We start from the raw sequence: 26285 nt of genomic DNA on the forward strand, positions 1-26285 counted from the left end.
TCCACGGAGAATCCGGGTGACACCGACCGAAGGGCTGGGCCGCCATGTCCGATGAGACCGCCGTTTCCTCTCCGCTCACGACCGAGCCCGAGGCCCCGGACCGCAACCTGGCGATGGAGCTGGTCCGGGTGACCGAGGCCGCCGCGATGGCCGCCGCCCGCTGGGTTGGCCGCGGCGACAAGAACGGCGCCGACGGGGCCGCCGTGAACGCCATGCGCCAGCTGATCAACACCGTGTCCATGCAGGGCGTCGTGGTGATCGGCGAGGGCGAGAAGGACAACGCGCCGATGCTGTTCAACGGCGAGGAGGTCGGGGACGGCTCCGGCGCCGAGTGCGACGTCGCGGTCGACCCCGTGGACGGGACGCGGCTCACCGCGCTCGGCATGAACAACGCGATCGCGGTGCTGTCGGTGGCGCCGCGCGGGTCGATGTTCGACCCGTCCGCCGTGTTCTACATGGAGAAGCTCGTGACGGGCCCGGAGGCGGCGGACGCCGTCGACATCGAGCGTCCGATCGCCGACAACATCCGCGCGGTCGCCCGCGCGAAGGGCTCGTCGCCGCAGGACGTGACCGTCTGCATCCTGGACCGTCCGCGGCACGAGGGCATCGTCAAGGAGGTCCGCGAGGCCGGGGCGCGGATCAAGTTCATCCTGGACGGCGACGTGGCCGGCGCGATCATGGCGTGCCGTCCGGGGACGGGCGTCGACGTGCTGCTCGGCATCGGCGGCACCCCGGAGGGCATCATCGCGGCATGCGCGATCAAGGCGCTGGGCGGCGTGATCCAGGGGCGGCTGTGGCCGCAGGACGACGAGGAGCGGCAGCGGGCGGCGGACGCCGGGCACGAGCCGGGCAAGCTGCTGACGACCGACGACCTGGTGACGTCGGACGACGTGTTCTTCGCCGCGACCGGCATCACGGACGGGGAACTCGTCGACGGCGTCCGGTACAGCAAGGGCACGGCCGTGACGCATTCGCTGGTCATGCGCTCCCGCAGCGGGACGATCCGGACGATCGACAGCGAGCACCAGCTCGGCAAGCTCCGCGCCTATAGCGCCATCAACTTCGACACGGCGGTGTAGGGCGGCTAGCCGCGGGTGAAGCGGTCGCGGACGCGTGCGCGCAGGGTGCGCCGCGGCGCCCGGACGCGCACGGAGCCGAAGATCATCGTGCCGCCGACCTCGATGGTGGGGCCGTCGGCGACGGGACGGGCGCGGAGGTCGCGGGTGCTGAGGATGGTGCGCCCGGTGACGTCCACGCGGACGCCGTCGGGGACGAGCAGCCGGATCCGGCCGCCGAGGACCATCGAGTCGACCACGATGTGGCGGCGCTGCAGGACGGCCTCGCGCAGGTCCAGCTCGACCGTCCCGAACAGGGCGAGCAGCGGGAGCTTCACGGGGACGACCCAGCGCCCGTCCCGGCGGGTGCGGCCGAAGAAGACCGTGACGGGACGGTCGTCCACGAGGATCGGCTGGGCCTCCTCGGGGCTGAGGTCGACGGTGAGCCCGGTGAGCTCGCCCAGCGTGCGGGCGGCGTAGGCGCGGGCGGTGCGGTCGGCGTGCTCGTCGGCGGTGAGCCGGCCGTCGGCGAAGGCCTCGCCGAGGACGGCGGCGACGCGTTCCCGGTCGGCGTCGGACGCGCGCAGGTCGCGGACGCGCGTAGCCTTCGCGTCGGCGGGGCGCGGCCGGGCATCTCGCTGGGGGACGTCCACACCATGAGGTTAGCCGCAGGCAGCCGATCCGCCCCACGGAAAACCAGTGGGGTTATGTCCGATTATTTCCCTAGTGTGAGAGGCATGACCGTGCAACGTGCGCAGCTCGCGGCTGCCCGGGAGAGCTCCGCCACGGCGGCGATCAGCCTTCGCGGCGTGGTGAAGCGCTTCGGCGACTTCACCGCCGTGGACGGGCTCGACCTGGAGGTCCCCGCGGGCATCTGCATGGGACTGCTGGGCCCGAACGGCGCCGGCAAGTCGACCACCATGAAGATGCTGACCGCGCAGGCGATCGCCACCGAGGGCAGCATCCGCGTGCTGGGCTTCAGCGTCCCGCGGGAGTCCAAGCGCGCGCGGGCCGCGATGGGCGTCGTCCCGCAGCAGGACAACCTCGATGAGGAGCTGACCGCCCGCGAGAACCTGGAGGTGTTCGCGCACCTGTACCGGGTGCCGCGGCGGGCGCGCAAGCAGGCGGTGGACGACGCGCTGGCGCTCGCGCACCTGACCGAACGGCAGCTCACCAAGGTGGACGACCTGTCCGGCGGCATGCGGCGGCGGCTGCTGATCGCCCGCGGGCTGGTGCACCGGCCCGCGCTCGTCCTGCTGGACGAGCCGACCGTCGGCCTCGACCCGCAGGTGCGCGCGGAGCTGTGGGGGCTGATCGACGGGCTGCGCGCCGGGGGCACGACCGTGCTGATGTCGACGCACTACATCGAGGAGGCCGAGCGGCTGGCGGACGAGTGCGCGCTGATGTCGCACGGCCGCGTCATCGCCCGCGGCTCCCCGTCGGACCTGGTGGCCGAGTACGCGGGCGACCGGGTCGTCGAGCACTACGGGCCGCCCGACCGGCTGACGGAGGTGGAGCGGCTGGCGAAGGCGGCCGGGCTGCCCACGCGCCGCACCGGCCCTTCGGTGTCGGTGCTGAAGGCGGAGACGATCGCGCCGTCCCTGGAGGACGAGCTGGGCCCGGACGGCGTCCGCCGCGCCGCCAGCCTTGAGGACGTGTTCGTGATCCTGACCGGGGAGCGTGTGGAGTGAGTGTGGAGGCCCGCGTAGAGCGGGCGCCGCGGTTGCGGCGGTTCGAGTTCGCGCCGGTGCGGGGCATCTGGCGGCACGAGCTGGCCCTGTACAAGCGGTACTGGAAGTCGCAGTCGTTCGCCTCGATGGTGGAGCCGACGTTCTTCCTGCTCGCCTTCGGCTACGGGTTCGGCTCGATGGTCGCGGTGATCGGGAACTACCGGTACCTGGACTTCGTCGCGACGGGCGTGGTCGGCACGGCCGCGCTGTTCACGTCCGTGTTCCCGGGGATGTTCAACGGCTACATCAGGCGCGTGTTCCAGCACACCTACGACGGGATGCTCGCCGCGCCGGTGGACGTCCACGAGCTGGTGACGGCCGAGGCCCTGTGGATCGCGGCGAAGTCGTCGGTGTACTCGTGCACGCCGATCGTCGTGGGGATGTTCTTCGGCCTCGATCCCGCGTTCGGGATGCTGCTGGTGCCGTTCGTGACGTTCTTCACCGCGCTCGGCTTCGGCCTGTTCGGGATGTGGACGTCCTCGGTGGTCCCGTCGATCAACTCGTTCGACTACGTGATCACCGGTGTGGTGACGCCGCTGTTCCTGATCGCCGGGACGTTCTTCCCGATCGACTCGCTGCCGGGCTGGGCGCAGAACGTGTCGTACCTCAACCCGCTCTACCACTGCGTCGAGCTGGTCCGGGACGCGGTCTTCGGCCTGGACCCGCTGGCCGACCTGGGGCATCTGGCGGCCCTGATGGTGTTCGCGGCGCTGATGTGGCTGATCGCCGTCCGCGGGATGCGCAAGCGCCTCATCGACTGACCGTCCTCCAGCCCGCGCTCGCGAGGTACGCTGACGCGAATCTTCTTCACATTGCGTGCGGAGAGGCAGGGCCGCATGGATCAGGGCAGCGCCGTGCGCGGCATCACCGCGCGTGACCGCCGTGCGCGGTTCTCCGCGTATGCCGCGTTCGCCGTCCAGGGGCTCTGCTTCGCGTCCCTCGTGACGCAGGTCCCGCAGATGCAGAAGGCCCACCATCTCAGCGACGCCACGCTGTCGCTGGTGCTGCTGATGGTGCCGCTGATCGCGGGGGTGGGGAGCGTCGCGTCCGGCGCCCTGTTCCAGCGGCTCGGCAGCGGACCGGTGCTGCGCGTCTCCCAGCCCGCCGTCGCCGTCACGATCGCCCTGATCGGCCTCACCGGCGACAACGACCTCGCGCTCTACGCCGCGGTCGCCGCGTTCGGCCTGTTCGTCGGCGCGGTGGACGCCTCGATGAACGCGCAGGCCATCGCGGTCGAGCGCCGCTACGGCGTCAGCCTGATCACCGGCTTCTACGCGGTGTGGAGCGTCGCCGGGATCCTCGGCGGGCTATGGGCGTCCCTCGCCAACAAGATCGACCTTTCGCTGTTCACGGGCTTCGCGATCGCCGCCGCCATCGGGATCGCCGCGTCCCTCGCCACCGGGCACCGGCTCTACGCCCGCGCGGAGGAGGGCGACGGGCCGACCGCCGAGGAGCTGAAGGCCGCCGGACGGAGCGTCCCGTGGCGGCCGATCCTCATCGTCGGCGCCGCGATGGCCGTCGCCTACCTCGCCGACTCCGCGATCTCCAGCTACGGCGCGAAGTACCTGGACGACGAGCTGTCCGGCAGCGACTGGATCGCGCCGCTCGGCTACGTCGCGTACCAGATCGCCATGGTGATCAGCCGTGCCGTCGCGGACCTCGCCGTCCGCCGCTCCGGGCCCGTGCGGGTCGTGCGGCTCGGCGGCGCCGTCGGCATCGTCGGCATGGCCGGCGTGGTCGCGGCGCCGAACGCGGCCGTCGCCATCGCCGCGTTCGCGGTCGCCGGGCTCGGCCTCGCGGTGATCGCCCCGGTGTCGTTCTCCGCCGCCGGACGGGTCGACCCGACCGGTCTCGGCGTGGCCGTCGCCCGCGTGAACATCTTCAACTACGTCGGGTTCGTCCTGGGGGCGGCCGTCGTCGGCGCCATCGCACCGCTCAGCGACGACCACGGCCTGCGCCTGGCGTTCATCATCCCCACGGCGCTCATCCTGGTCGTGTTCGCCACCGCCAAGGGGTTCGATCCCGTCCCGGTCAAGGGCGCCCGGCCGGACTCCCCTGCCATGGAACGGCCCGTCGCCTGACGCGCGCGGCGGCCGCGTCCGCAAAGTTCAAGCCCCGCAAAGTTCAAGCCCCCGTCCACGCGGGACAGGGGCTTGGACGACGAACGGTCAGGCGTCTTCGAGCGCGGTGACGGCGCGTTCGCCTTCGGCCAGGGCCTGCTCCGGGGTCAGGTCCTGGAGGGCGCGGCTCAGGGCCACCTCGGCGGCGTCGGCGGCGGCCCGGAGGGTCACGGCGTGCTCCTGCGCCCTGTCGAGGTCGCCCAGGCCGACACAGTCGAAGGCCACCTGCGCGTCGTGGCCCGCCATCTTCAGCTGCCGCGCGGCCTCTTCGAGACTCATGAACAACTCCTACCTCGGGGATGCTTGTCCTACCCCTCGGCACCGCCCGTAACCGCTCGGCCCAGCAGTTGGGCGGCTTTGACCAGGCGGGGCTCGGCGAGGCTCGCGTACCCGAGGACGAGGGCGGGCGTGGCGTGGCCCGCGCGTCCCGGCGACCACATGGGACGGGCGCCCGCGACGGACACGCCGGACCGCGCGGCGCGGGCCACGACCGCGTCCTCGTCGCTCCCCCGGGGAAGTTCCACGTAGAGGTGGATGCCCGCCGAGACGCCGCGAACCACGGCGCCGGGCATCCGGGAGTTCAGCGCCCCGGCCAGCGCGTCCCGCCGGGCCCGGTACCGCCGCCGCATCGTGCGCAGGTGCCGGTCGTACCCGCCGCTCCTGATCAGCTCGGCGAGGGCGTACTGCTCCAGGACGGGCGCGCCGAGGTCGGTCGTGCCGCGGTGGTCCCGCAGCCGCTTGGCGAGGGCCGGGGACGCGACGGCCCAGCCGAGGCGGAGCGCGGGCGCGAGGGACTTGCTCACCGACCCGAGCAGGACGACGCGGTCGGGGTCGACGCCCTGGAGGCAGCCGACGGGCTCGCGGTCGTAGCGGAACTCGGCGTCGTAGTCGTCCTCCAGGATCAGGCCGTCGACGTCCCGTGCCCAGGCGATCAGGTCGGCGCGCCGGGACGGGGACAGCACGACGCCGGTCGGGTACTGGTGCGCGGGCGTGACGAGGACGGCCCGCGCCCCGGTGCGGGCGAGCGCGGCGACGTCCAGCCCGTCGGCGTCGACGGGGACGCGGATGACCCGCAGGCCGGACGCGTCCAGCATCGGGAGCTGCCGGTCGCTGGTCGGGTCCTCGACGGCGAGCAGCGTGTGCCCGCTCGCGCGCAGCAGCCGAAGCAGCGCGGACAGCCCCTGCGCCACCCCGTTCATGATCACGACGCGGCGGGGGTCGGCGTGCGCGGCGCGGACCCGGCCGAGGTAGCCGGCCAGCTCGGCGCGCAGCGCCGGGACGCCGCCCGGATCGGGGTAGGTGAGCGCGTCGTGCGGCAGCGTGCGCAGCGCGGCGCGGGCCGCCGAGATCCAGCGCTCGCGCGGGAACGCCGACAGGTCCGGCTTGCCGGGCCACAGGTCGTAGGCGGGCGGGGGCGCGGGGTCGGGCCGGGGCTCCCGGGACGGTCCTGGCACGCCGTTCGACGAGGCCGGGGACGCCTCGTCGGGACGGGCCAGCGGCGCGATGCGGGTGCCGTCGCCGCGCCGCGCGACCAGGAAGCCCTCGGCGGTCAGCTGCTCGTAGGCGGCGACGACGACGCCGCGGGAGACGTCCAGGTCGCGCGCCAGGTCGCGGCTCGACGGCAGCCTCGTCCCGGCGGTGAGCCGGCCCGTGCGCACGGCGGTGCGGAAACCTGCGGCGATCTGCGCGGCGAGCCGGCCTGCGGACCGGTCGAGCGGGAGATGAAGGTCGGTCACATGACTCTCAGCGTCAAGAGGGAGTGCGAACGTCACGGACCGCACAATGGTCCATATTTCGGCCCGGAGATTGGCTCTGTCACCCGGACCAAGCGAGATTCTAACGTTCCATCCATGAACACTTCTCACAGCCGGGGCATGGCGGGGGCCGGATCGGCGATGTTCCTCGTCGGGACGCTCACCGCCGTGTCCGCGACGATCGCCGACTATCCGGTGTTCGGCGGCCAGGCGGCGCGGTACACGGTCGCCGCGCTGATCCTGCTGGCCGTGGTCCGGTTCGCCGGCGGCCCCTCGCGGCGCCCGACCCCGCGGGACTGGCTGCTGCTGGCGGCGCTGGCCGGGACGGGCCTGGTCGCGTTCAACGTCTGCATCGTCGCGGCCACCCAGGACACGAGCCCCGCCACGATCGGCACGGTGATCGCGACGGTGCCGATCGTCCTGGCGCTGATCGGCCCGCTGCTGGAGGGACGCCGTCCCGCCCCGGCGCTCGTGCTGGCGGCGTGCGTGGTCGCCGCCGGGGCCGCGCTCGCCAACGGGCTGGGCGGCGGCAGCCTGCGCGGGCTGCTGCTGTCGCTCGGCGCGCTCGCCGGAGAGGTGTGCTTCTCGCTGCTGGCCGTCCCGCTGCTGCCCCGGCTCGGCCCGCTGCGGGTCTCGGCGTACTCCGCCGCGCTGGCCGCGCCGATGCTGCTGGCCGTCGGCCTCGCCGTGGACGGGACGGCGGTGCTCCGCACCCCCACGGCCGGCGAGCTGGCGGGCTTCACCTACCTGTCCGTGGTCGTCACCACGATCGCGTTCCTGCTCTGGTACAGCGCCATCGGACGGCTCGGCGCCGACCGGGCCGGGCTGTTCGCGGGCCTGATCCCGGTCAGCGCGGTGCTCACCACGGTGGCGCTCGGCATCGACCGTCCGGGCACCGCCGACCTGACGGGCGCCGCCCTGGTCGCCGCGGGCGTCGTCCTCGGCCTGCGCGCCCGCGTCGCCCCCCGCGAACCGGCGCTTTCCGAGGTCGTAACCTGTGATTCCGTAGACACCGCCCCCATCGGAATCGCGCGAGGATCTGCCTGAGATGTCTGAGTTCTCCTTCACCGACCTGCTGCCGCTCGGCCCGGACGAGACCGATTACCGTCTCCTGACCTCCGACGGGGTCTCCACTTTTGAGGCCAACGGACGGACGTTCCTCCAGGTCGAGCCGGAGGCTCTGCGGCTGCTCACCGAGACGGCGATGCGCGACATCTCGCACCTGCTGCGTCCCGCGCACCTGGCGCAGCTCCGCCGGATCCTGGACGACCCCGAGGCGTCCCCCAACGACCGGTTCGTCGCGCTGGACCTGCTGAAGAACGCGGGCATCTCGTCCGGGGGCGTCCTGCCCATGTGCCAGGACACCGGGACCGCGATCGTGATGGGCAAGCGCGGCCAGCACGTCCTGACGGACGGGAACGACGAGGAGCACATCTCGCGCGGCGTGTACGACGCGTACACGAAGCTGAACCTGCGCTACTCGCAGATGGCGCCGGTGACGATGTGGGACGAGAAGAACACCGGCAGCAACCTGCCCGCGCAGATCGAGCTGTACGCGTCCCCCGGCGAGGCGTACAAGTTCCTGTTCATGGCCAAGGGCGGCGGCAGCGCGAACAAGTCGTTCCTCTACCAGGAGACGAAGGCCGTCCTGAACCCGAAGCGGATGATGTCCTTCCTGGAGGAGAAGATCCGCTCGCTCGGCACGGCCGCGTGCCCGCCGTACCACCTGGCGATCGTGGTCGGCGGGACGTCCGCCGAGTACGCGCTGAAGACCGCCAAGTACGCGTCCGCCCACTATCTCGACACCCTGCCCAGCGAGGGCTCCCCGCTCGGCAACGGCTTCCGCGACCTGGAGCTTGAGCTGCAGGTGTTCGAGCTCACGCAGAAGCTCGGCATCGGCGCGCAGTTCGGCGGCAAGTACTTCTGCCACGACGTCCGCGTGGTCCGGCTGCCGCGGCACGGGGCGTCCTGCCCGGTGGCGATCGCGGTGTCGTGCAGCGCCGACCGGCAGGCCCTCGCGAAGATCACCGCGGAGGGCGTGTTCCTGGAGCGGCTGGAGACCGACCCGGCCCAGTACCTGCCCGAGACGACGGACGAGCACATCGGGGTGGGCGGTGGGAATGGAGGCGGCCGCGATGACGAGGTCGTCCAGATCGATCTGAACCGTCCGATGGCGGAGATCCGGGCCGAGCTGACCAGGTACCCGGTGAAGACGCGGCTGTCGCTGACCGGCCCGCTGGTCGTGGCGCGCGACATCGCGCACGCCAAGATCAAGGAGCGGCTGGACGCGGGCGAGCCCATGCCGCAGTACCTGCGCGACCACGCCGTCTACTACGCGGGCCCGGCGAAGACGCCGGAGGGCTACGCGTCCGGCTCGTTCGGCCCCACCACGGCCGGGCGCATGGACTCCTACGTCGAGCAGTTCCAGGCCGCCAGCGGCTCGCTCGTCATGCTGGCGAAGGGCAACCGGTCCAAGCAGGTCACCGACGCCTGCAAGGAGCACGGCGGCTTCTACCTCGGCTCGATCGGCGGCCCCGCCGCCCGCCTCGCCCAGGACTGCATCAAGAAGGTGGACGTCCTGGAGTACCCGGAACTCGGCATGGAGGCCGTCTGGAAGATCGAGGTCGAGGACTTCCCGGCGTTCATCGTCGTGGACGACAAGGGCGAGGACTTCTTCGCCGATACCACGGGTCCGGTCCTGAGCATAGGCAGACGCTGACGAACGACAGCGCCTGCCTGCCGGATTCTTGGGGATTCTTGCCAGTAGGTCACATTGTTGGCCGAAAACTAGGTTGGTCCAGAGGTCTCCCCGATGACCGCCTGGCCACTCCGGTATCTTTTCCGCCATGTCACGGTCAGAGCGCCTCGTTCTCGCGGCGCGCTACCGGTTGGTCGCGGAAATAGGTCAGGGCGCCAACGGCACCGTGTGGAGAGGGCATGACGAACTCCTCGATCGCGCCGTGGCGATCAAGGAGCTCCGGCTCCCCGAGGACCTCACCGAGGACGACCGGGTGGTCTTCTACCGCCGCACCCTCCGGGAGGCGCGCGCGCCCGCTCAGCTGCGCACGCACTCCATCGTCGAGGTGTACGACGTCGTCATCGAGCAGGGGCGTCCCTGGATCGTGATGGAGATGATCGAGGCGCCCAGCCTCGAACAGCTCATCGAGCGGTCGGGCCCGCTGCCGCCCGAGCGGGTCGCGCACATCGGCCGTGCCCTCCTGGACGCCCTCAACGCCGCGCACAAGGCCGGGATCGTCCACCGCGACCTCAAGCCCAGCAACGTCCTGCTGGACGGCGACCGCGTCGTCCTCACCGACTTCGGCCTGGCGTTCTCGTCCGGGTCGGCCAGCCTGACGAAGACGGGCCACTTCATGGGCTCGCCCGCGTACGTGGCGCCCGAGGTGGCCGCCGGCGAGAAGGCGACGCCCCGCTCCGACCTGTGGTCGCTCGGCGCGACGCTGTACGCCGCGCTGGAGGGCCGTCCGCCGTTCGAGCGCGAGAACGTGATGGCGACGCTGAGCGCGCTCGCCAACGAGTCCACCCCCGCCCCGCAGAACGCGGGCGGGCTCACCCCGGTGATCGTCGGGCTGCTGGAGAAGAACCCGACCCGCAGGCTCAGCCACGCCCGCGCGGTCGACCGGCTCGACCGCGCCGTCGCCGGCCCCCGGTCGGGACGTCGCGGCCACACGCCCCGCTACCGGCTGATGGTCGTGATCGGGCTCGTCGGCGCGACCGTCGCGTCCTGCGGGATCGGCGCCACCGCGCTCATCGTCGGGATGATGCGGGAGAGCCCGGGGGCGTCCCCGACCGGAGCGGCGTCCAGCCCGGCGGGCGGCGCGCAGGGCGTCCCGCCCGGCGTCGAGACCAGCACGCTGGTCGTCCGCGCCCGCAACGCCGTCTGCAAGGTCTTCGTGTCGGTCCCGGGCGGCGCCGTGCTCAGCGACGAGACCCTGCGGGAGGGCGAGGCCCGCCAGTACGACCAGCCGCGCCTCAACGCGGTCGTCTACGACGCGTCCGCCTGCGACGTCTGGGTGAACGGCCTGCGCAAGCCCCTCGGCTCCCCCGGCGAGCGGAAGAACTACTCGCTCACCAAGGAGTGACGCGTCTCACCCCGGGGAATGCGGGAGCCACCGGCCCGGCTGCCATGAGTGGCGGCCACGGACGCGAAGGGGAGGCCCGGATGGGCGAGCAGGAGTTCCGCGTCGAGCACGACTCGATGGGCGAGGTCCGCGTGCCGGCGGCGGCGAAGTGGCGGGCGCAGACGCAGCGCGCGGTGGAGAACTTCCCGATCTCGGGACGGCCGCTGGAGGCGTCGCACATCGCCGCGCTCGGCCAGATCAAGGCCGCCGCGGCGACGGTGAACGCCGAGCTCGGGGTGCTGGACGACGACGTCGCCCGCGCGATCGCCGCCGCCGCCCGCGAGGTCGCCGACGGCCGGTGGGACGACCAGTTCCCGATCGACGTGTTCCAGACCGGGTCCGGGACGTCCTCGAACATGAACGCCAACGAGGTCGTGGCGACGCTGGCGGAGGAGCGGCTCGGGCGGCCCGTCCATCCGAACGACCATGTGAACGCCTCTCAGTCGTCGAACGACGTGTTCCCCTCGTCCATCCACATCGCGGCCACCGGCGCCGTCGTGACCGACCTGGTCCCCGCGCTGCGCCATCTGGAGGCCGCCCTCGCGCGGAAGGCGGACGAGTTCCGGACCGTGGTCAAGTCGGGCCGCACCCACCTGATGGACGCGACGCCCGTGACGCTCGGCCAGGAGTTCGGTGGTTACGCGGCGCAGGTCGGGCACGGCGTGGAGCGTCTGGAGGCTGTCCTGCCGCGGCTGGCCGAGCTGCCGCTGGGCGGGACCGCGGTCGGCACCGGCATCAACACCCCGGACGGCTTCGGCGCCAGCGTCATCGCCGAGATCGCGCGGGCCACGGGACTGCCGCTGACGGAGGCCCGCGACCACTTCGAGGCGCAGGGCGCGCGGGACGGCCTGGTCGAGGCGAGCGGCGCGCTCCGCACCGTCGCGGTCAGCCTCACCAAGATCGCCAACGATCTGCGCTGGATGGGCTCGGGCCCGCGCGCCGGGCTCGCCGAGATCCGGCTGCCCGACCTGCAGCCCGGCTCGTCGATCATGCCGGGGAAGGTGAACCCGGTGATCCCGGAGGCGGTCGCGCAGGTCGCCGCGCAGGTCATCGGGAACGACGCGGCGGTCGCGTTCGGCGGCGCGTCCGGCAGCTTCGAGCTGAACGTGATGCTGCCGATGCTGGCCCGCAACGTGCTGGAGTCGATCACCCTGCTGGCGAACGCGTCGCGGCTGCTCGCCGACCGCTGCGTGGACGGCGTCGAGGCCGACGTGGACCGGATGCGCGAGTACGCCGAGTCGTCGCCGTCGATCGTGACGCCGCTCAACCGCTACATCGGCTACGAGGAGGCGGCGAAGGTCGCCAAGCAGGCGCTCAGAGAACGCAGGACCATCCGCGAGGTGGTCCTGGAACGCGGCTACGTGGACGACGGAAAACTGACCGTCGAGCAGCTGGACGCCGCGCTGGACGTGCTCGGAATGACGAACGCGTCCCAGAAGTCCTCCTGACTGCCTGGGACGCGCTCGAACGGGTCAGTACGCGTCAGTACCAGCCGACGGACTGGGAGTGCGACCACGCGCCGCACGGGGTGTTGTAGCGGCCCTTGATGTAGCCGAGGCCCCACTTGATCTGCGTGGTGGCGTTGTTCTGCCAGTCGGGCCCGGCGCTGGACATCTTGGAACCCGGATTCGCCTGCGGAATGCCGTACGCCTCGGACGAGGGGTTGTCCGCGTGCACGTTCCAGTGGCTTTCCTTGTTCCACAGCTTCACCAGGCAGCCGAACTGGCCGTCGCCGGTGAACCCGTACTTCGGCATCAGCTTCTTGGCGATCTCCTGCGCCTCGCCCGCCGGGACCGGGTCGCCGATCGGGCCGGTGCCGCCGCCGTCCTCGTCCGGCTTCTTGGTCGGGACCGGCTTCCCCTTCGGGTGCAGGGACGGGGTCTCGCCCTGGTCCTGGCGCGCCGCGCGGGAGGCGCGGTCGAGGGCCAGCTTGCGCCGCTGCTCCTCCAGGACCTTCGGGTCGACCTTCGGCGCGGCGTCGGCGAGCTGCTTGGTCGGCTTGACGGTCGCCTCGTCGCCGCCGGAACCGCCGGTCAGCGCGAACGCGGCGACGGCTCCGCCGCCGATCGCCACCGCGGCGCCGGCGGCGACGGCGATGATCCGCATGCCGTTGCGCCCGCCGGAGCCTCCTCGCCCGCCGGAGCCTCCTCGCCCGGCGGAGGGGCGCGGCGCCCGGTGCCCGGACACGATCTCGTCGCGGGGCCCGTCCGCGGACGGGCCGGTGCGGAGCGGCTCGCCCGGAAGGGCCTGGAAGCCGAGCGTGTCACCGGCGGGAGCGCCGCCGACCTGGGTGGGGGCGCTTCCCGCGACCTTCACGTCGTCCTCGTGCGGCGCGGACGGCGGCCCGGCCTGCGCGAACGGATCGCCCTGCCCGAACGAATCGCCCTGCCCGAACGGATCGCCCTGCGCGGGCGGCGCGAACGGGTCGGCTTGCGCGAACGGGTCGTCCTGCACAGGCGGCCCGGGGGGCGCGGGCGGCGTCGCGAACGCGCCGGTGGCCTGGACCGGGATCTGGGGGGACGGGGGCTCCGGTGCCGGGATCGGCCGGCCCGGAGGGTGAGCCGCGCCCGTCCACGGCCCTTGGGGGTCGAAGTTCTGTCGTTCGTCTCGCCTAGGGGACCCTGGATGGTCTCCGTACAAGGCGGTCCTTCCGACGGTCGCACGCGCATGGACACGCGCCCGAGCTGCTTCACCCCTGGCCCGTCCGGCCGCCTGGAGGTCTCGGCGGCCCGGGCCCGGACCGGCGCCGTGCCCGCCGCGCGTGAGGGGACGCGCTCCGGCTCGGCACCGCTCGGGGGTGCTTACGGGGAGACACAATGCCCGAGGCCGAGGGAGGCTTCGCAACCGAAACGAGACGAAAGCTGCGGCTGGGACGATTGTCAACTCGCCGGGCGAACCGCCGAAACCGCCACGGGACCAGGGGATCTCGGGCCCCGGGCACCAACCTGTGACCTTCATCACAAATCCACGGTCCGGGGTTTGCTGATCACGTTCCGTAGACGGAATCCCGGACGTCCTGAAACGCGAACCCCGGCGGGCCGCTCGCGCGGCACCGCCGGGGTTCCACTGTCACACGCGGCTCAGGCCGGCGCCTCAGCCACCGACATCGCCGAGAAGGTCGGTGACCAGAGCGGCGATCGGCGACCGCTCCGACCGCGTCAGCGTCACATGCGCGAACAGCGGATGCCCCTTGAGCTTCTCCACCACCGCCGCGACGCCGTCGTGCCGCCCGACCCGCAGGTTGTCGCGCTGCGCCACGTCGTGCGTCAGGACGACCCGCGACCCCGCGCCGATCCGCGACAACACGGTCAGCAGGACGCCGCGCTCCAGCGACTGCGCCTCGTCCACGATCACGAACGCGTCGTGCAGCGACCGGCCCCGGATGTGGGTGAGCGGCAGGACCTCCAACATGTCACGGTCCACGACCTCGTCGATGACGTCCGGCGTCGTCACCGCCGACAGGGTGTCGTAGACGGCCTGCGCCCACGGCGACATCTTCTCGTTCTCCGAGCCGGGCAGGTAGCCGAGCTCCTGGCCGCCGACCGCGTACAGGGGGCGGAACACCACGACCTTGCGGTGCCGGCGGCGCTCCATCACCGCCTCCAGGCCCGCGCACAGGGCGAGGGCCGACTTGCCGGTGCCGGCCCGGCCGCCGAGCGAGACGATGCCGACGTCCTCGTCCATCAGCAGGTCCAGCGCGATCCGCTGCTCCGCGGACCGGCCGCGCAGCCCGAACACCTCCCGGTCTCCGCGCACCAGCCGCACCGACTTGTCCGGCTGCGTCCGGCCGAGGGCCGAGCCGCGCTCCGACAGCAGCCGCAGCCCCGTGTGGCACGGCAGGTCCCGCGCCTCCTCCACGTCCGCGGAGCCCGACTCGTACAGCTCCTCGACGACCCCGGCGGGCACCTCCAGCTCCCGCATGCCCGTCCAGCCGGACTCCACGACGGCCAGCTCCGCCCGGTACTCCTCGGCGGCGAGGCCGACCGCGGACGCCTTCACCCGCATCGGCAGGTCCTTGGAGACCAGGACGACGTCGCGCCCCTCGCGCGCCAGCCACGCCGCGACCGACAGGATGCGGGTGTCGTTGTCGCCGAGCCGGAACCCGTCCGGCAGGACGCTCGGGTCGGCGTGGTTCAGCTCCACCCGGACCGTTCCGCCCTGGTCGCCGAGCGGGCCGTCCACGGACACCGGCTCGTCCAGCCGGCCGTGCCGCAGGCGCAGGTCGTCCAGCATGCGCAGGGCCTGCCGGGCGAAGTACCCGAGCTCGGGGTGATGGCGCTTGGCCTCGAGCTCGGAGATCACGACGATGGGGAGTACGACCTCGTGCTCGGCGAACCGGGTCAGCGCCCCCGGGTCGGCGAGCAGGACGCTGGTGTCGAGGACGTACGTGCGCCGGTCCCGTTCCGTGTGGGGGGACGACCCCCCACACCCCCCGGAAACACCCGGGACGGACGCCCCGGAGGTGTTCCCGGACAGGCCGGGACGGCGCGCGGAGGTTGTGGCCACTCGATCTCCCTGATGATGGGGAACCTACAAGTGGCGCCGTGGTCCGCCGCGCGGGCGGTGGGGGCCGGAGGTCGGCCGTCAGGTACCGTAGCGCCGGTGCCGCGCGGCGTACGAGCGCATGGCCCGGAGGAAGTCGACCTTGCGGAAGTCCGGCCAGTGGACCTCGCAGAAGTGGAACTCCGAGTGGGCGCTCTGCCAGAGCATGAAGCCGGAGAGACGCTGCTCCCCCGAGGTGCGGATGACCAGGTCCGGATCCGGCTGACCGCGCGTGTAGAGATGCTCCGCGATGTGTTCCACGTCGAGGATCTCGGCGAGTTCCTCGATGCTGGTGCCCCGGCTCGCCTGCTCGATGAGCAGTGAGCGCACCGCATCAGCGATCTCACGTCTACCCCCATACCCAACCGCGACGTTCACAATCAGGCCGGGTGCGTCCGATGTGGTCTCACCCGCGTCTTTCAGGACACGGGCGGTCTTATCGGGCAGCAGGTCGAGGGCGCCGACGGGCTTGACGTGCCAGCCGTCGGAGGCGAGCTTCCGGACGGTGTTCTCGATGATCTCCAGCAGCGGGTCCAGCTCGGCGGCCGGGCGGTTCAGGTTGTCGGTGGACAGCAGCCACAGCGTGACGTGCTCCACCCCGGCCTCCGCGCTCCACTGCAGCAGCTCGGAGATCTTCTGGGCGCCGCGCTGGTGGCCGGAGTTGACGTCGGCGAGGCCCATCGACCTGGCCCAGCGGCGGTTCCCGTCCAGGATCACGCCGACGTGGCGCGGCGTGACGTCCTTCGGGAGCGACGCCTCGACCCGGTGCTCGTACATCCGGTAGACGACGTCGCGGACGCTCGCGTACGGGCCGCTGTGGCGGATGGCGGAGGTCAGCCGTCCACCGGCCTTCCGCATGCCGGTGCGCGGCTTTCCCGTACGCCGAACCCCCATGTGGGCTTCCCTTCGAGCGGCCGTCCCTGGCGGGAGAACGCTCAATTATGGCCCGACGGCGCTACTTATCTCACCGTTCCCGTCATGTCAGGCTAATGCGCGGGACGCTCCGGACTTACCATTTGGCCTGCTCCGGCCCGTTCTCCCGTGGGGGGACGACCCCCCGCACCCCCCGGAAGGGATCTTTCGGCCTCCACGAGAAGATCGGCGAGGAAGCGGGCGAGGTCGGCGGAGGTGAGGACGGCGCGGACGCCGCGCCCGCTCGCGCCCCACGCCTCGATGACGGCCCGCCGCGCGACCCGCCACCGTCCGGCCGCGGACTGCTGCCGTCCGACCCACATCGAGGACGTCCGCAGGGCGCAGCGCAGCTCGCCGGTGCTCACCACGTCGCCGCGGTCGCGGTAGCGGAACGCGAACAGCTCGGGTTCGCGGGCAGCTCCGCCGACGGGCGGCTCCGGGAACCGGTCGTCGGGGTCGGGCCAGCGGACGGCCTGCGGGGACCCGTCGGCCCTGGCCTCGGCCACCCGGACGGCGAGATCGGCCAGGAAGTACCCGCACCGCTCCCCCACCGCGCCGAACGAGTCGCCGTCGCGCCACAGCTCCAGCGTGACCTCGAACGGGTTGCCGCCGCGGTCGAGCGAGGCGACGGGCACCACGGCGAGGTCGGAGCCGTCCAGGCAGCGCAGCCCGTGCACCACCCGACCACCCCCTCCTCGCCGCCCGCGCCCGCGCGGACGCCCGCCTGAAGGCACAGTAGAGCAGGCCGGCACCATGATCACACCCAGTGATCATTAAGTTCCGGTATGAAGCCGGGTCAGGCCTGGGGGCCGGCGGCGCGGGCGCGTTCGACGTGCTGCAGCGCGGTGCGCAGCTCGGACAGCCATTCGTCGGTGTTCTTGCCGACGAGCCGCACGCACCAGGCGAGCGCGTCGCTGCGGCTGCGGGCGACGCCGGCCTCGACGAGGGTGTCCAGGACGCGGCGTTCTGGCTGCCGGAGCCGGGTCATGACGGGCACCGACAGGGTGGTGAACATCTCCCGCTCGCCGCCGCACTCGACGCCCCAGGAGACCTTGTGGCCGAAGCGCCGTTCGGCCTCGCGGGCGATGGCGATGCGCCGGTCGCGGGTCTCCTCGCGGAACCGCTGGACGTGCCCGGCGATCGCGCCGGCCCGCTCCGCCTCGGACGACTCCGCCGCCTCGGCGGCGGGCGGTTCGGCGAGGCGGCCGACGACGCTGACCTCCTCGCGGTCGAGGACGACCTCCGGCGGCGCCTCGAACCAGTCGTCGGGGAGCCGTCCGGAGAACCAGCCGCGGAGCTGCTCCGCCGCTTCATTCGTACTCATGTAATCAAAATTACAACCCGTTGGCGGCAGACGCCAGCCCTGGCCGCCATGAGATCCACGACCTTCTGGAAGTCACTCTCACCCGGGGTGTTCGGCGCGGCGTCGCTCGCGGCGCGGCCGCGGCTGCCCGCTCCGGCGGCGAGCGCCGCTCAGCGGGCCAGGCCGTTGGCGGTCTTGGGGCTCACCCGGACGGCGCCGCGCATGTTGCGGGTGTAGACGTCCTGCACCTGGACCACAGTGCCGCGCCTCGGGGCGGCCAGCATCTTGCCCTTCCCGAGGTAGAGCGCGATGTGGGAGATGTAGCCGGGCGCGGTCGGGTCGTTGGCCCAGATGAGCATGTCGCCTGGCTCGGCCTTGCTGTACGGGACGACCCAGCCGACGCGCGCCTGGTCGGCGGCGACGCGCGGGAGCCTGATGCCGGCCTTGGCGAAGGCGTACTGCATGAGGCCCGAGCAGTCGTAGCCGCCCTCCTGCTCGGACTCGCCGCCCCACACGTACGGCCAGCCGAGCCGGGTGTAGGCGGCCTTGATCACGGTCCGGACCTGCCGGGCCGTCATGACCTGGCCGTTGGCGGTGGGCACGTCCCCGGCCGCCGGGTAGTCGATCTCCGGGTTGACCTCGACGGCCTTGGTGTTCTTCGGCAGCACCTTGCGGAGCTTCTTGATGAACGTCTTCGGCTCGGTCTTCGGGACGCTGATCAGCATCGCGTTGCCGGTGGGCATGCCGAGCGCCTGCGCGGTGGTGCGCGAGACGACCGCGTCGACGTCGCCGATGCCCATCGTCGCGTACGCGCCCACGCGCAGCGGCGACTGGGCCCGCCGGCCGCCGACGGGGACCTGGCTGCCGAGCTGCACGCCGCCGTCGTTGCCCATCGTGAAGGAGATCGCGACGTCGCCGGCCGCGACGTTGCGCCACAGCGCGTCCGACCTGGCGGTGGGCTTCGGCGTGTAGTTGCGGAACGTGGACGGGTCGACGCCCATCAGGCCGACCCGCTTGCCCGCGACCATGCCCTGCACGGCGTCCACGACCTCGACGCCCTTCACGCTCTTGGCGCGGCGCACCTTCGCGACGAGGTCGGCCGGGAGGGTGGACGGCGCGGCGACGAGGACGTGCGGGGTGAGCCGCCCGCCCTGGGGCGCGACGGCCGCGGGCGAGAGCCGGGTGCTGTCGGAGGCGGCCACGAACTGGGCGCGCTGCTCGCCGCCGCGGCCCGGCGCGGGAGCGTCGTCGCCGCGCGCCACCAGGACGGCGACGTTGGCGCCGAGTGTCGTCAGCACTGAAACGCCGATGATCGTCGGAAGGGCCCGGCGGTTCGGCTTTCCCACTGCCACACTCCTCGGAAGGTCGCCCGGTCTGACGGTCGCACGTGCTCCGGAACCGACTATGGCGCAGCCGCCCGGCCACCGTCCAGATACCCGGCGGGCCGGCGGCCACCCTCGTCCGGACGGTCCCGTTGGGTCAGCCTCAGTCCTGCTACCCAGTGGTAACACCAAGCGGATACGAGATCAAGGTCACGCTGCCACAAAATGGACCTATCGTCCAATGTCCCTTGTCAGCCCGTTTGTCCGAGCAATTCTCGCGTCAGCTCGGCCGGGGACGTCACCGGCCGCCGGCAGACGAACCCGCGGCACACGTATGCCGACGGGACGCCGTCGACCAGCCCGCGTCCCTCCAGCAGCGGGACGCCCTCCGCGTCCGGCGGGCCCACGCTCACCACCGCGCCCGGCGCGACCGCCATCAGCGCGGTCCGGTGCAGCGCGCGGGTGCGGTCGTCGTCCGGGTCGCCGATCACCGCGATCTCCGCCGGGCCCGACGCCCGCGCCTCCGCCACGGCCAGGCCCCAGCCGGCGAACCGCGCGTGCTTGTCGGCGAGCGTGCCCGCCGGGGCGAGCGCCGCCTCCGCTGACTGCCGGTGCCAGTCCGACGCGGTGAGCGCGGCGAACGACAGCAGCGCGCCCGCCGCGGCGAACTGCCCCGATGGGACCGCGTTGTCGGTCGGGTCCTGCGGACGCCGGAAGAGCCGCTCCGCGTCGTCGGCGGTGTCGTAGAACCCGCCGGACCCGTCCCCGAACCGTTCCAGGACGGTGTTCAGCAGCTCTCCCGCCAGCCGCACGTGCCGCGGGTCTCCCGTGACGCCGTGCAGAGCGAGCAGCCCCTCGGCGACGTCCGCGTAGTCCTCCAGGACGCCGGCGTTCGCGCCCGCCACCCCGGCCCGCGACGTCCGCGCCAGGCGTCCGTCACGCAGATGCACATCGACCAGCAGCCGCGCCACCTCCTCGGCCTCCCGGACGAGATCCGGACGGTCGAACAGCGCCCCGCACTCGGCCAGTGCGGCGATCGCGAGCCCGTTCCAGGCCGCCACGACCTTGTCGTCCCGCGCGGGCGGAATCCTGTGCGCGCGCGCCGCCAGCAATGCCGTCCGGACGCGCTCGTACCGTTCGGCGTCGTCCGGGTCGTTGAGGAGCTGCAGAACCGACGTTCCGTGCTCGAACGTCCCTGTCACCTCGAACAGGCTCTCCGCGAACGCGCCGTCTTCGTCCCCGAGGACCTCGCGCAGTTGCGCGGGCGTCCAGACGTAGTACTTGCCTTCGACGCCTTCACTGTCGGCGTCCAGTGCGGAGGCCAGGCCGCCTTCGTCCGTCCGCAGGTCGCGGAGCATCCAGTCGCACGTCTCCAGGGCGATCCGCCGCGCGAAGGGCGTCCCGGTGAGTCGCCACCAGTGCGCGTAGACACGCGCCAGCAGCGCGTTGTCGTAGAGCATCTTCTCGAAGTGCGGGACGACCCAGCGCTCGTCCACCGAGTAGCGGGCGAACCCGCCGCCGAGCTGGTCGTACATCCCGCCCCGCGCCATCGCCTCCAGGGTGTGCGCGGCCATGGTGAGGGCCTCGTCGTCGCCCGTCCGCGCGTGATGCCGCAGCAGGAACTCCAGCGCCATCGACGGCGGGAACTTCGGCGCGCCGCCGAACCCGCCGCGCGCCGTGTCGTACGACGCGGCCAGCACCTTCACCGCGTGCGCGAGCATCTCCTCGCCCGGCGCCTCCGTGCCCGCGAGGCCCGATCCGCGCGAGGTGAGCGCGTCGACGACCTGCAGCCCCTGGCCCACCACCTCGTCGCGCTGCTCCGTCCACGCCTTGTGGACGGCCTGCAGCAACGCCCTGAACTGCGCACGCGGGAAATACGTCCCGCAGTAGAACGGATGCCCTTCCGGGGTCATGAACACCGTCATCGGCCATCCGCCCTGGCCCGTCATGGCCTGGGTCGCCTCCATGTAGACGGCGTCGATGTCCGGGCGCTCCTCCCGGTCCACCTTGATGTTCACGAACAGCTCGTTCATGATCCGCGCCGTCTCGCCGTCCTCGAACGACTCGTGCGCCATCACATGGCACCAATGGCAGGCCGCGTATCCGACGGAGAGGAGGACGGGGACGTCGCGCCGCCGCGCTTCGGCGAACGCCTCGTCGCCCCACTCCCACCAGTCGACCGGGTTGCCCGCGTGCTGCAGCAGGTACGGGCTTGTCGCGTCCTTGAGCCGGTTCATGCCACCGATCCTGCCCGATACGGACGCGCCCTCACGCCCTCACCCCGACCGGCGCGCCAGGGCGGCGAGTGCGGGTTCGATGGCGCGGTGGAAGGTGGGGTAGGCGTAGATCATCTCGCGGAGGACGGCCGTGGGGGTCTCGGTGTGGACGGCCACGGACAGGAAGCCCAGGATCTCGCCTCCGGACGGGCCCGCGGCCGTGGCGCCGACCAGGGTCCCCCATTCGATGTTCTCGACGAGCTTGACGAAGCCGTCGTTGCCGACCTTGTGGATCCAGCCCCGCGTCGACGCCGGGATCTGCGACGTGCCGGTGCGGACGGGAAGGTTCTGGTCGCGCGCCTGCGCCTCGGTGAGGCCGACGGAGGCGATCTCGGGATCGGTGAACGTGACGCGGGGAACGGCCCGGTAGGCGGCGGGCGTGCCTTCCTCGCCGAGGATGTCGCGGACGGCGATCGCCGCCTGGTACATGGACACGTGCGTGAACGCGCCCATGCCCGTGATGTCGCCGATCGCCCATACGCCGTCGGCGGCGCGGAGGTGACCGTCCACGGGGATGCTGCGCGCGTTCTCGTCCAGGCCGACGTTCTCCAGGCCGAGACCCTTGAGGTTGGGACGGCGGCCGGTCGCGACGAGGAGCCGGTCGGCGTTGAGGGCCTCGTCCCCGAGGTGCATGGTGAATTCGCCGTCCTCGTGCGTGACGGCGGTGACGTTCACGCCGGTGCGGACACCGATGCCCTCGCGCTCGAAGACGTCGCGGATCAGGGCACTCGACTCCGGCTCCTCGTTGAGAAGGAGGCGGTCGGCGGCCTCGACGACCGTGACGCGGCTGTCGAAGCGGGAGAAGACCTGCGCCATCTCGGCGCCCACGACGCCGCCGCCGAGCACGATGAGCGACTCGGGGACCTCGGTCGCCTGGACGACCTCGCGGTTCGTCCAGTACGGGGTGTCGGCGAGACCGTCGATGGGCGGGGCCGTGGGCGAGGTGCCGGTGTTGAGGACGATCCCGCGGCGCGCGCGGAACACCCGGCCGTCCACCGTCACCTCGTGGGGGCCGGTGATGCGGCCCTCACCCCGGACGAGCGCGGCGCCCTTGCCGGTGAGGCGGTCGGCGGCGGCCTTGTCGTCCCACGCGTCGGTGGCCTCGTCGCGGATCCGGGCCGCGACCGGCGCCCAGTCGGGACGGACGTCCGCGTCGCCCGCCATCCCCGGGACGCGGCCGCCGTCCGCGAGGAGCCCGGCGGCGCGCACCATCATCTTGGTGGGCACGCAGGCGTAGTACGGGCATTCGCCGCCGACCAGCCGCGACTCCACCGCGACCACCGACAGTCCCGCCTCGGCGAGCCTCCCCGCCACGTCCTCGCCGCCGGGTCCGAGACCGATCACCACGACATCGACTTCGTCAGCCATGCCCGGACTCCTGCCCACGATCAGCTTCGGTTAGGCGGGCCTGTTCGCTTCGCCTCGCCGGTGCGCGGCGGGGCATCGGGATCCGGTCCAGGTCGTGGACGAGGCTGATGTCGCCGCTGAACTGGGCGGACGCCTCGTCCAGGAACCGGTGCTGGTCCTCGGCGCGGTACCGCTCGGAGAAATGCGTCAGGACGAGGTGCCGGACGCCCGCGTCCGCCGCCGCCTTGGCCGCCTGCGCCGCCGTGAGGTGGCCGTACTCGGCGGCCAGGGCCGCGTCCTGGTGGAGGAACGTGGACTCGATGACGAGCAGGTCGACCCCGTCGGCCAGCTCCCGGACGCCGTCGCAGAGCCGGGTGTCCATGACGAACGCGACCTTCTGCCCTGGACGGCGGGCGCTGCACTCGTCGAGCGTGACCGTCCGGCCGTCCGGTGCGGTGACGCGGCCGTCCTCCTGGAGCCGCCGGACCAGCGGGCCGCGCACTCCCCTCGCGGCGAGTTCGCCGGGCAGCATCGTCACGCCGTCCGGCTCCTCCAGCCGGTACCCGTACGCCTCCACCGGATGGGACAGGCGCCGCGCGACCAGCCTGAACGGAGCGTCGCCGGTCTTGAGTTCCATCCCCTCGCCCGAGACCGGGTGCTCGCGGATGACGTCGGTGTCGCGGAAGGCGGCCGCGTGCCGCAGCCGCTCCCAGTACCGCGCGCCGCTCGCCGGGAACGCCGCGTCCACCGGGTGCTCGACGCCGTCGCGCGCGATGCGCTGGACGATGCCCGGGACGCCGAGGCAGTGGTCGCCGTGGAAGTGGGTCACGCAGATCCAGGTCACGTCGTGCGCGGAGACCCCGGCGCGCGTCATCTGCCGCTGCGTGCCCTCGCCCGGGTCGAACAGCAGGCCGTGGCCGTCCCAGCGCAGCAGGTACCCGTTGTGGTTGCGGGCCTTGGTGGGCACCGCGCTGGCCGTGCCCAGGACGATCAGATCGCGCACCGACATCCCCCCATGGTGCCGCCTGCGATCCCGGGCAAGCGCTTGGTTATGCTGTGCGCGTCATCGACCGAGATGGGGTGCTCCGTGGCCGCTGGGAAGCGCGAGAAGATCCGGATGACGCCGGACGAGGCGGCGTCCTATCTCGCCGCCAACTTCAAGGTCCAGGTCGCCACGGTCGGCAGGGACGGCGCGCCGCACCTCGTCACGATGTTCTACGCGCTGCTCGACGGCAAGATCGCGTTCACCACGTACCGGGCGTCGCAGAAGGTGCTGAACCTGCGCCGCGACCCGACCATGACGTGCCTGGTCGAGGACGGCGTGGAGTACGGCGAGCTGCGCGGCGTCGCCCTCTACGGCCGCGGCGTCGTCATCGAGGACCCGGAGCCGCGCTCGAAGGTCGGCATGGTGGTCGGCTCCCGCATGGCGGGCCTTCCCGTGCCCGAGATCGGCGAGGCGATCGACCCGGTCGTCGCCGAGGGCATCGAGCAGGCGATCGCCAAGCGCGTCCTCGTCGTCATGGAACCCGACCGCGTCGTCAGCTGGGACCACGGCAAGCTGTAACCGCAGGTCACTCCACGGACGCGCGGCGGGTGGCGAGCGGCGCGGCCTTCGGGCTCCGGATCGACTCGTACAGTTCGACGGCGCGATCGAGGGCGGCGCCCTCGGCGGCGTGGTCGCCACGCTGGCGGGCCGCGTCGGCGATGTGGACGAACATGACCGCCTCCTGGTCGACGGCGTCGTCCTGCTTCCGCATGATCTCCAGGGCCTGCCCGAAGAAGTTGGTCGCCGCGACGGGACGGCGAGCGCGCAGGTACGCCTCGCCGAGGCTCGCCAGCGCGCGGGCCCGGCTGTAGTCGTCCGGCTCGGGGAGGGCGGCGAACTCGTCCGGGAGGGGGCCGAGCAGGTCGATGGCGCGGTCGAGGTCGTCCGCCATGGTCAGGGCGCGGGCGAGGTTGTGGCGGGCCGTCAGGATGGTGTGCGGGTCGCCGTCGTCCTCGGCGCTGCGCAGGCCGTCCTGCAGCGTCTCGACGGCCTCCGCCCAGCGCTCCCGTTCCAGCAGCGCCAGCCCCTCGGCCTCCAGCTCTCCTTCGCCGGACGCCGCGTCCCGCCCGCCCGTGGCCGTGGCGGCGAGGTAGTGGTCGAGGACGCGGCGGAGCGCGGCGTCCCGTCCGGCCGCGGTCTCCTCGCGTTCCGCCAGCTCGCGGGCGAAGCCGCGCAGCGGCCCCGGCAGGCTGAACCGGCCCTCGCCGGACGCGGCGGCGAGCCCGCGCTGCGCGAGCGTCTCCAGCAGCTCGCGGGCGTCGGCTTCGGGGACGTCCGCCAGCGCCGCGGCCGCCGCGAGCCCGACGTCGTCGCCGGGATGCAGGCCCAGCAGCCTGAACAGCCGGGCCGCCGCCGGGCCGAGACCCCGGTAGGCGTCCTCGAAGTTCGCGCGCACGTCGAGGGTCCTCCCCGGACGCGCCCGGATCCAACCGGCCGTCAGCCGGCCTTCAGCGGCCCCGGCAGCGGGGGCCGCTCGCGGAGCTGCAGCCGGTACGCGCGGACGTCCCACAGCGCCAGCGCCACCACCACGACCGCGGCGCAGATGTGCAGGGCCAGCGGCGTCAGCGAGTCGAGCGCGAGGGCGGGCACCGCCAGCGCGGCGAGGGCGAGGAGCGCGGTCGCCCTGGCGCGCGTGAACCCGCCGAAGACGGCCCGCTTGAACAGCGCGTGCCCGGCGACGAACAGGGCCGGGCCGCCGAGCGCGACAATGGTGAACGCGGTGCTGATGTGGCCGCCCGGATGCGCCAGGACCTTCTCGTCCGCGACCGCGCCGACGACGATGCCCGCCACCATGACGATGTGGACGAAGGTGTAGGCGGACCGTCCGAGCCGTCCCGGATCGGCGGACGACGCGATCCGCTCGGCGGCGGCGTCCGCGGTGTGGTCGAAGTAGATCCACCAGAGCGCGACGGTGCCGACGAACGCCGACACGAGCCCGGTCGTGACCGCCGCGGTCGGCGTGTGGTCGCCGAACGTCGCGCCGGTGACCAGCACCGTCTCGCCGAGCGCGATGATGAGGAACAGCTGGCAGCGCTCGGCCATATGGGCGCCGTCGATCGTCCACTCGGCGGTGCTGGACCGGCCGAGCAGCGGTGTCGCGTAGCCGTGCCACGGCGCGAGGTACTCCAGCGCGACGGCCAGCAGCCACAGCCCGGCGCGGGCGTCATGGCCGTCGACGAGGGCGCCGCCGATCCACAGCGCGCCGGGGACCGCCTGCCAGAACAGGACCCGCTGGAAGTTGGGGCCCAGCTCGTGCCCCCAGGTCCAGACCACGACGATCAGGGTGCGGCCGACCTGGATCGCGACGTAGGCGGCGGCGAACCACATCGCCTTGTCGCCGAACGCGCCCGGCAGCATCGCCGCCATGAACAGCCCGGCGACCATCACCGCGACCAGCATCAGCCGGACGGCCGGATGGTCGGGGCTGAACCAGTTCGTCGTCCAGCACGTGTACATCCACGCCCACCAGACCGCCAGCAGGAGCAGCAGCGTCTCTGCGGCGCCGCGCACCGTGAGGTGGTCGAGCAGCAGATGGGACAGCTGGGTGATCGCGAAGACGAAGACGAGGTCGAAGAAGAGCTCGAAGAACGTGACCCGCGCGCCCTGCTCGCCGCGCTCGCGCAGCAGCGCGGTCACCCTGTGCGGACGCGCCCCCGCTCCGGGCGCCGTGAAGCCCTCTGGACGATGCGCCGCGTCCGCCATGAGCGCTCCCGCTTGAAGTCAGGCGTCTGCTGTTGCC

23 protein-coding genes are annotated in these 26285 nt (G+C 72.5%); 9 read left to right on the forward strand and 14 right to left on the reverse strand.

Features of this window, described 5'->3' with window-relative positions; translation table 11 throughout:
* The first annotated feature begins 44 nt into the window (after positions 1-44).
* Entirely contained in the window at positions 45-1079 is a 1035-nt protein-coding gene (glpX, locus tag ACH35V_RS26225) for a class II fructose-bisphosphatase (RefSeq protein ID WP_395975926.1), read from the forward strand.
* Between the two features lie 5 nt (positions 1080-1084).
* Here the strand turns inward: glpX and ACH35V_RS26230 are convergent, their stop codons facing one another.
* Entirely contained in the window at positions 1085-1708 is a 624-nt protein-coding gene (locus tag ACH35V_RS26230) for a DUF1707 domain-containing protein (protein WP_395975928.1), read from the reverse strand.
* An 84-nt stretch (positions 1709-1792) separates the two neighbouring features.
* On the opposite strand from ACH35V_RS26230, the gene ACH35V_RS26235 reads away from it, so the two are divergent.
* From ACH35V_RS26235 to ACH35V_RS26245, 3 genes are all read left to right on the forward strand, one after another.
* Complete coding sequence (locus tag ACH35V_RS26235) at positions 1793-2746, forward strand: ABC transporter ATP-binding protein (RefSeq protein WP_395975930.1); 954 nt, start codon at positions 1793-1795, stop codon at positions 2744-2746.
* Between the two features lie 2 nt (positions 2747-2748).
* Complete coding sequence (locus tag ACH35V_RS26240; RefSeq protein WP_395975932.1) at positions 2749-3546, forward strand: ABC transporter permease; 798 nt, start codon at positions 2749-2751, stop codon at positions 3544-3546.
* A gap of 75 nt (positions 3547-3621) precedes the next feature.
* Positions 3622-4866: an MFS transporter gene (locus tag ACH35V_RS26245; RefSeq protein ID WP_395975934.1), complete on the forward strand. Its 1245-nt coding sequence runs from the start codon at positions 3622-3624 to the stop codon at positions 4864-4866.
* A gap of 87 nt (positions 4867-4953) precedes the next feature.
* Here ACH35V_RS26245 and ACH35V_RS26250 read toward each other — a convergent pair whose 3' ends face one another.
* Positions 4954-5184: a hypothetical protein gene (locus ACH35V_RS26250; protein ID WP_395975936.1), complete on the reverse strand. Its 231-nt coding sequence runs from the start codon at positions 5182-5184 to the stop codon at positions 4954-4956.
* A 29-nt stretch (positions 5185-5213) separates the two neighbouring features.
* Positions 5214-6641, reverse strand: a complete 1428-nt coding sequence (locus ACH35V_RS26255) for a PLP-dependent aminotransferase family protein (protein WP_395975938.1) — start codon at positions 6639-6641, stop codon at positions 5214-5216.
* A gap of 114 nt (positions 6642-6755) precedes the next feature.
* On the opposite strand from ACH35V_RS26255, the gene ACH35V_RS26260 reads away from it, so the two are divergent.
* The 4 genes from ACH35V_RS26260 to ACH35V_RS26275 all read left to right on the forward strand — a co-directional run bounded on the left by ACH35V_RS26260 (position 6756) and on the right by ACH35V_RS26275 (position 12246).
* Positions 6756-7706 (forward strand): DMT family transporter, encoded by a 951-nt coding sequence (locus ACH35V_RS26260; protein WP_395975940.1) that lies wholly within the window; start codon positions 6756-6758, stop codon positions 7704-7706.
* A gap of 1 nt (position 7707) precedes the next feature.
* Positions 7708-9378, forward strand: a complete 1671-nt coding sequence (locus ACH35V_RS26265; RefSeq protein WP_395975942.1) for a fumarate hydratase — start codon at positions 7708-7710, stop codon at positions 9376-9378.
* Between the two features lie 127 nt (positions 9379-9505).
* Positions 9506-10759, forward strand: a complete 1254-nt coding sequence (locus ACH35V_RS26270) for a serine/threonine-protein kinase (RefSeq protein WP_395975944.1) — start codon at positions 9506-9508, stop codon at positions 10757-10759.
* A gap of 80 nt (positions 10760-10839) precedes the next feature.
* Complete coding sequence (locus tag ACH35V_RS26275) at positions 10840-12246, forward strand: class II fumarate hydratase (RefSeq protein ID WP_395975946.1); 1407 nt, start codon at positions 10840-10842, stop codon at positions 12244-12246.
* Between the two features lie 34 nt (positions 12247-12280).
* On the opposite strand, the gene ACH35V_RS26280 is transcribed toward ACH35V_RS26275, so the two are convergent.
* From ACH35V_RS26280 to ACH35V_RS26320, 9 genes are all read right to left on the reverse strand, one after another.
* Complete coding sequence (locus tag ACH35V_RS26280) at positions 12281-13252, reverse strand: lytic transglycosylase domain-containing protein (protein WP_395975948.1); 972 nt, start codon at positions 13250-13252, stop codon at positions 12281-12283.
* A 639-nt stretch (positions 13253-13891) separates the two neighbouring features.
* Positions 13892-15304 (reverse strand): PhoH family protein, encoded by a 1413-nt coding sequence (locus tag ACH35V_RS26285; RefSeq protein WP_395975950.1) that lies wholly within the window; start codon positions 15302-15304, stop codon positions 13892-13894.
* Positions 15305-15382: 78 nt separating this feature from the next.
* On the reverse strand, positions 15383-16198 hold the full coding sequence (locus tag ACH35V_RS26290; RefSeq protein WP_395976294.1) for an isoprenyl transferase: 816 nt from the start codon (positions 16196-16198) through the stop codon (positions 15383-15385).
* 128 nt (positions 16199-16326) lie between these two features.
* Entirely contained in the window at positions 16327-16932 is a 606-nt protein-coding gene (locus tag ACH35V_RS26295; protein ID WP_395975952.1) for a hypothetical protein, read from the reverse strand.
* 116 nt (positions 16933-17048) lie between these two features.
* Entirely contained in the window at positions 17049-17576 is a 528-nt protein-coding gene (locus tag ACH35V_RS26300; RefSeq protein WP_395975954.1) for a hypothetical protein, read from the reverse strand.
* Positions 17577-17725: 149 nt separating this feature from the next.
* Positions 17726-18901, reverse strand: a complete 1176-nt coding sequence (locus ACH35V_RS26305) for a C40 family peptidase (RefSeq protein WP_395975956.1) — start codon at positions 18899-18901, stop codon at positions 17726-17728.
* Positions 18902-19128: 227 nt separating this feature from the next.
* Positions 19129-21114, reverse strand: a complete 1986-nt coding sequence (locus tag ACH35V_RS26310) for a thioredoxin domain-containing protein (protein WP_395975958.1) — start codon at positions 21112-21114, stop codon at positions 19129-19131.
* Positions 21115-21153: 39 nt separating this feature from the next.
* Entirely contained in the window at positions 21154-22521 is a 1368-nt protein-coding gene (locus ACH35V_RS26315) for a dihydrolipoyl dehydrogenase family protein (RefSeq protein ID WP_395975960.1), read from the reverse strand.
* A complete protein-coding gene (locus tag ACH35V_RS26320) occupies positions 22514-23509 on the reverse strand; it encodes a ribonuclease Z (protein ID WP_395975962.1) in 996 nt (331 codons plus the stop codon). The genes ACH35V_RS26315 and ACH35V_RS26320 overlap by 8 nt, the downstream gene beginning before the upstream one ends.
* A 78-nt stretch (positions 23510-23587) precedes the next feature.
* Between ACH35V_RS26320 and ACH35V_RS26325 the strand changes: the two genes are divergently transcribed.
* Positions 23588-24064, forward strand: a complete 477-nt coding sequence (locus ACH35V_RS26325; RefSeq protein WP_395975964.1) for a pyridoxamine 5'-phosphate oxidase family protein — start codon at positions 23588-23590, stop codon at positions 24062-24064.
* Between the two features lie 7 nt (positions 24065-24071).
* Here ACH35V_RS26325 and ACH35V_RS26330 read toward each other — a convergent pair whose 3' ends face one another.
* Positions 24072-24941: a hypothetical protein gene (locus ACH35V_RS26330; RefSeq protein ID WP_395975966.1), complete on the reverse strand. Its 870-nt coding sequence runs from the start codon at positions 24939-24941 to the stop codon at positions 24072-24074.
* 41 nt (positions 24942-24982) lie between these two features.
* Positions 24983-26248: a low temperature requirement protein A gene (locus tag ACH35V_RS26335; RefSeq protein ID WP_395975967.1), complete on the reverse strand. Its 1266-nt coding sequence runs from the start codon at positions 26246-26248 to the stop codon at positions 24983-24985.
* Positions 26249-26285 lie beyond the last annotated feature (37 nt).

This window comes from Actinomadura sp. 1N219, assembly GCF_044326405.1.
GTDB lineage: Bacteria > Actinomycetota > Actinomycetes > Streptosporangiales > Streptosporangiaceae > Spirillospora.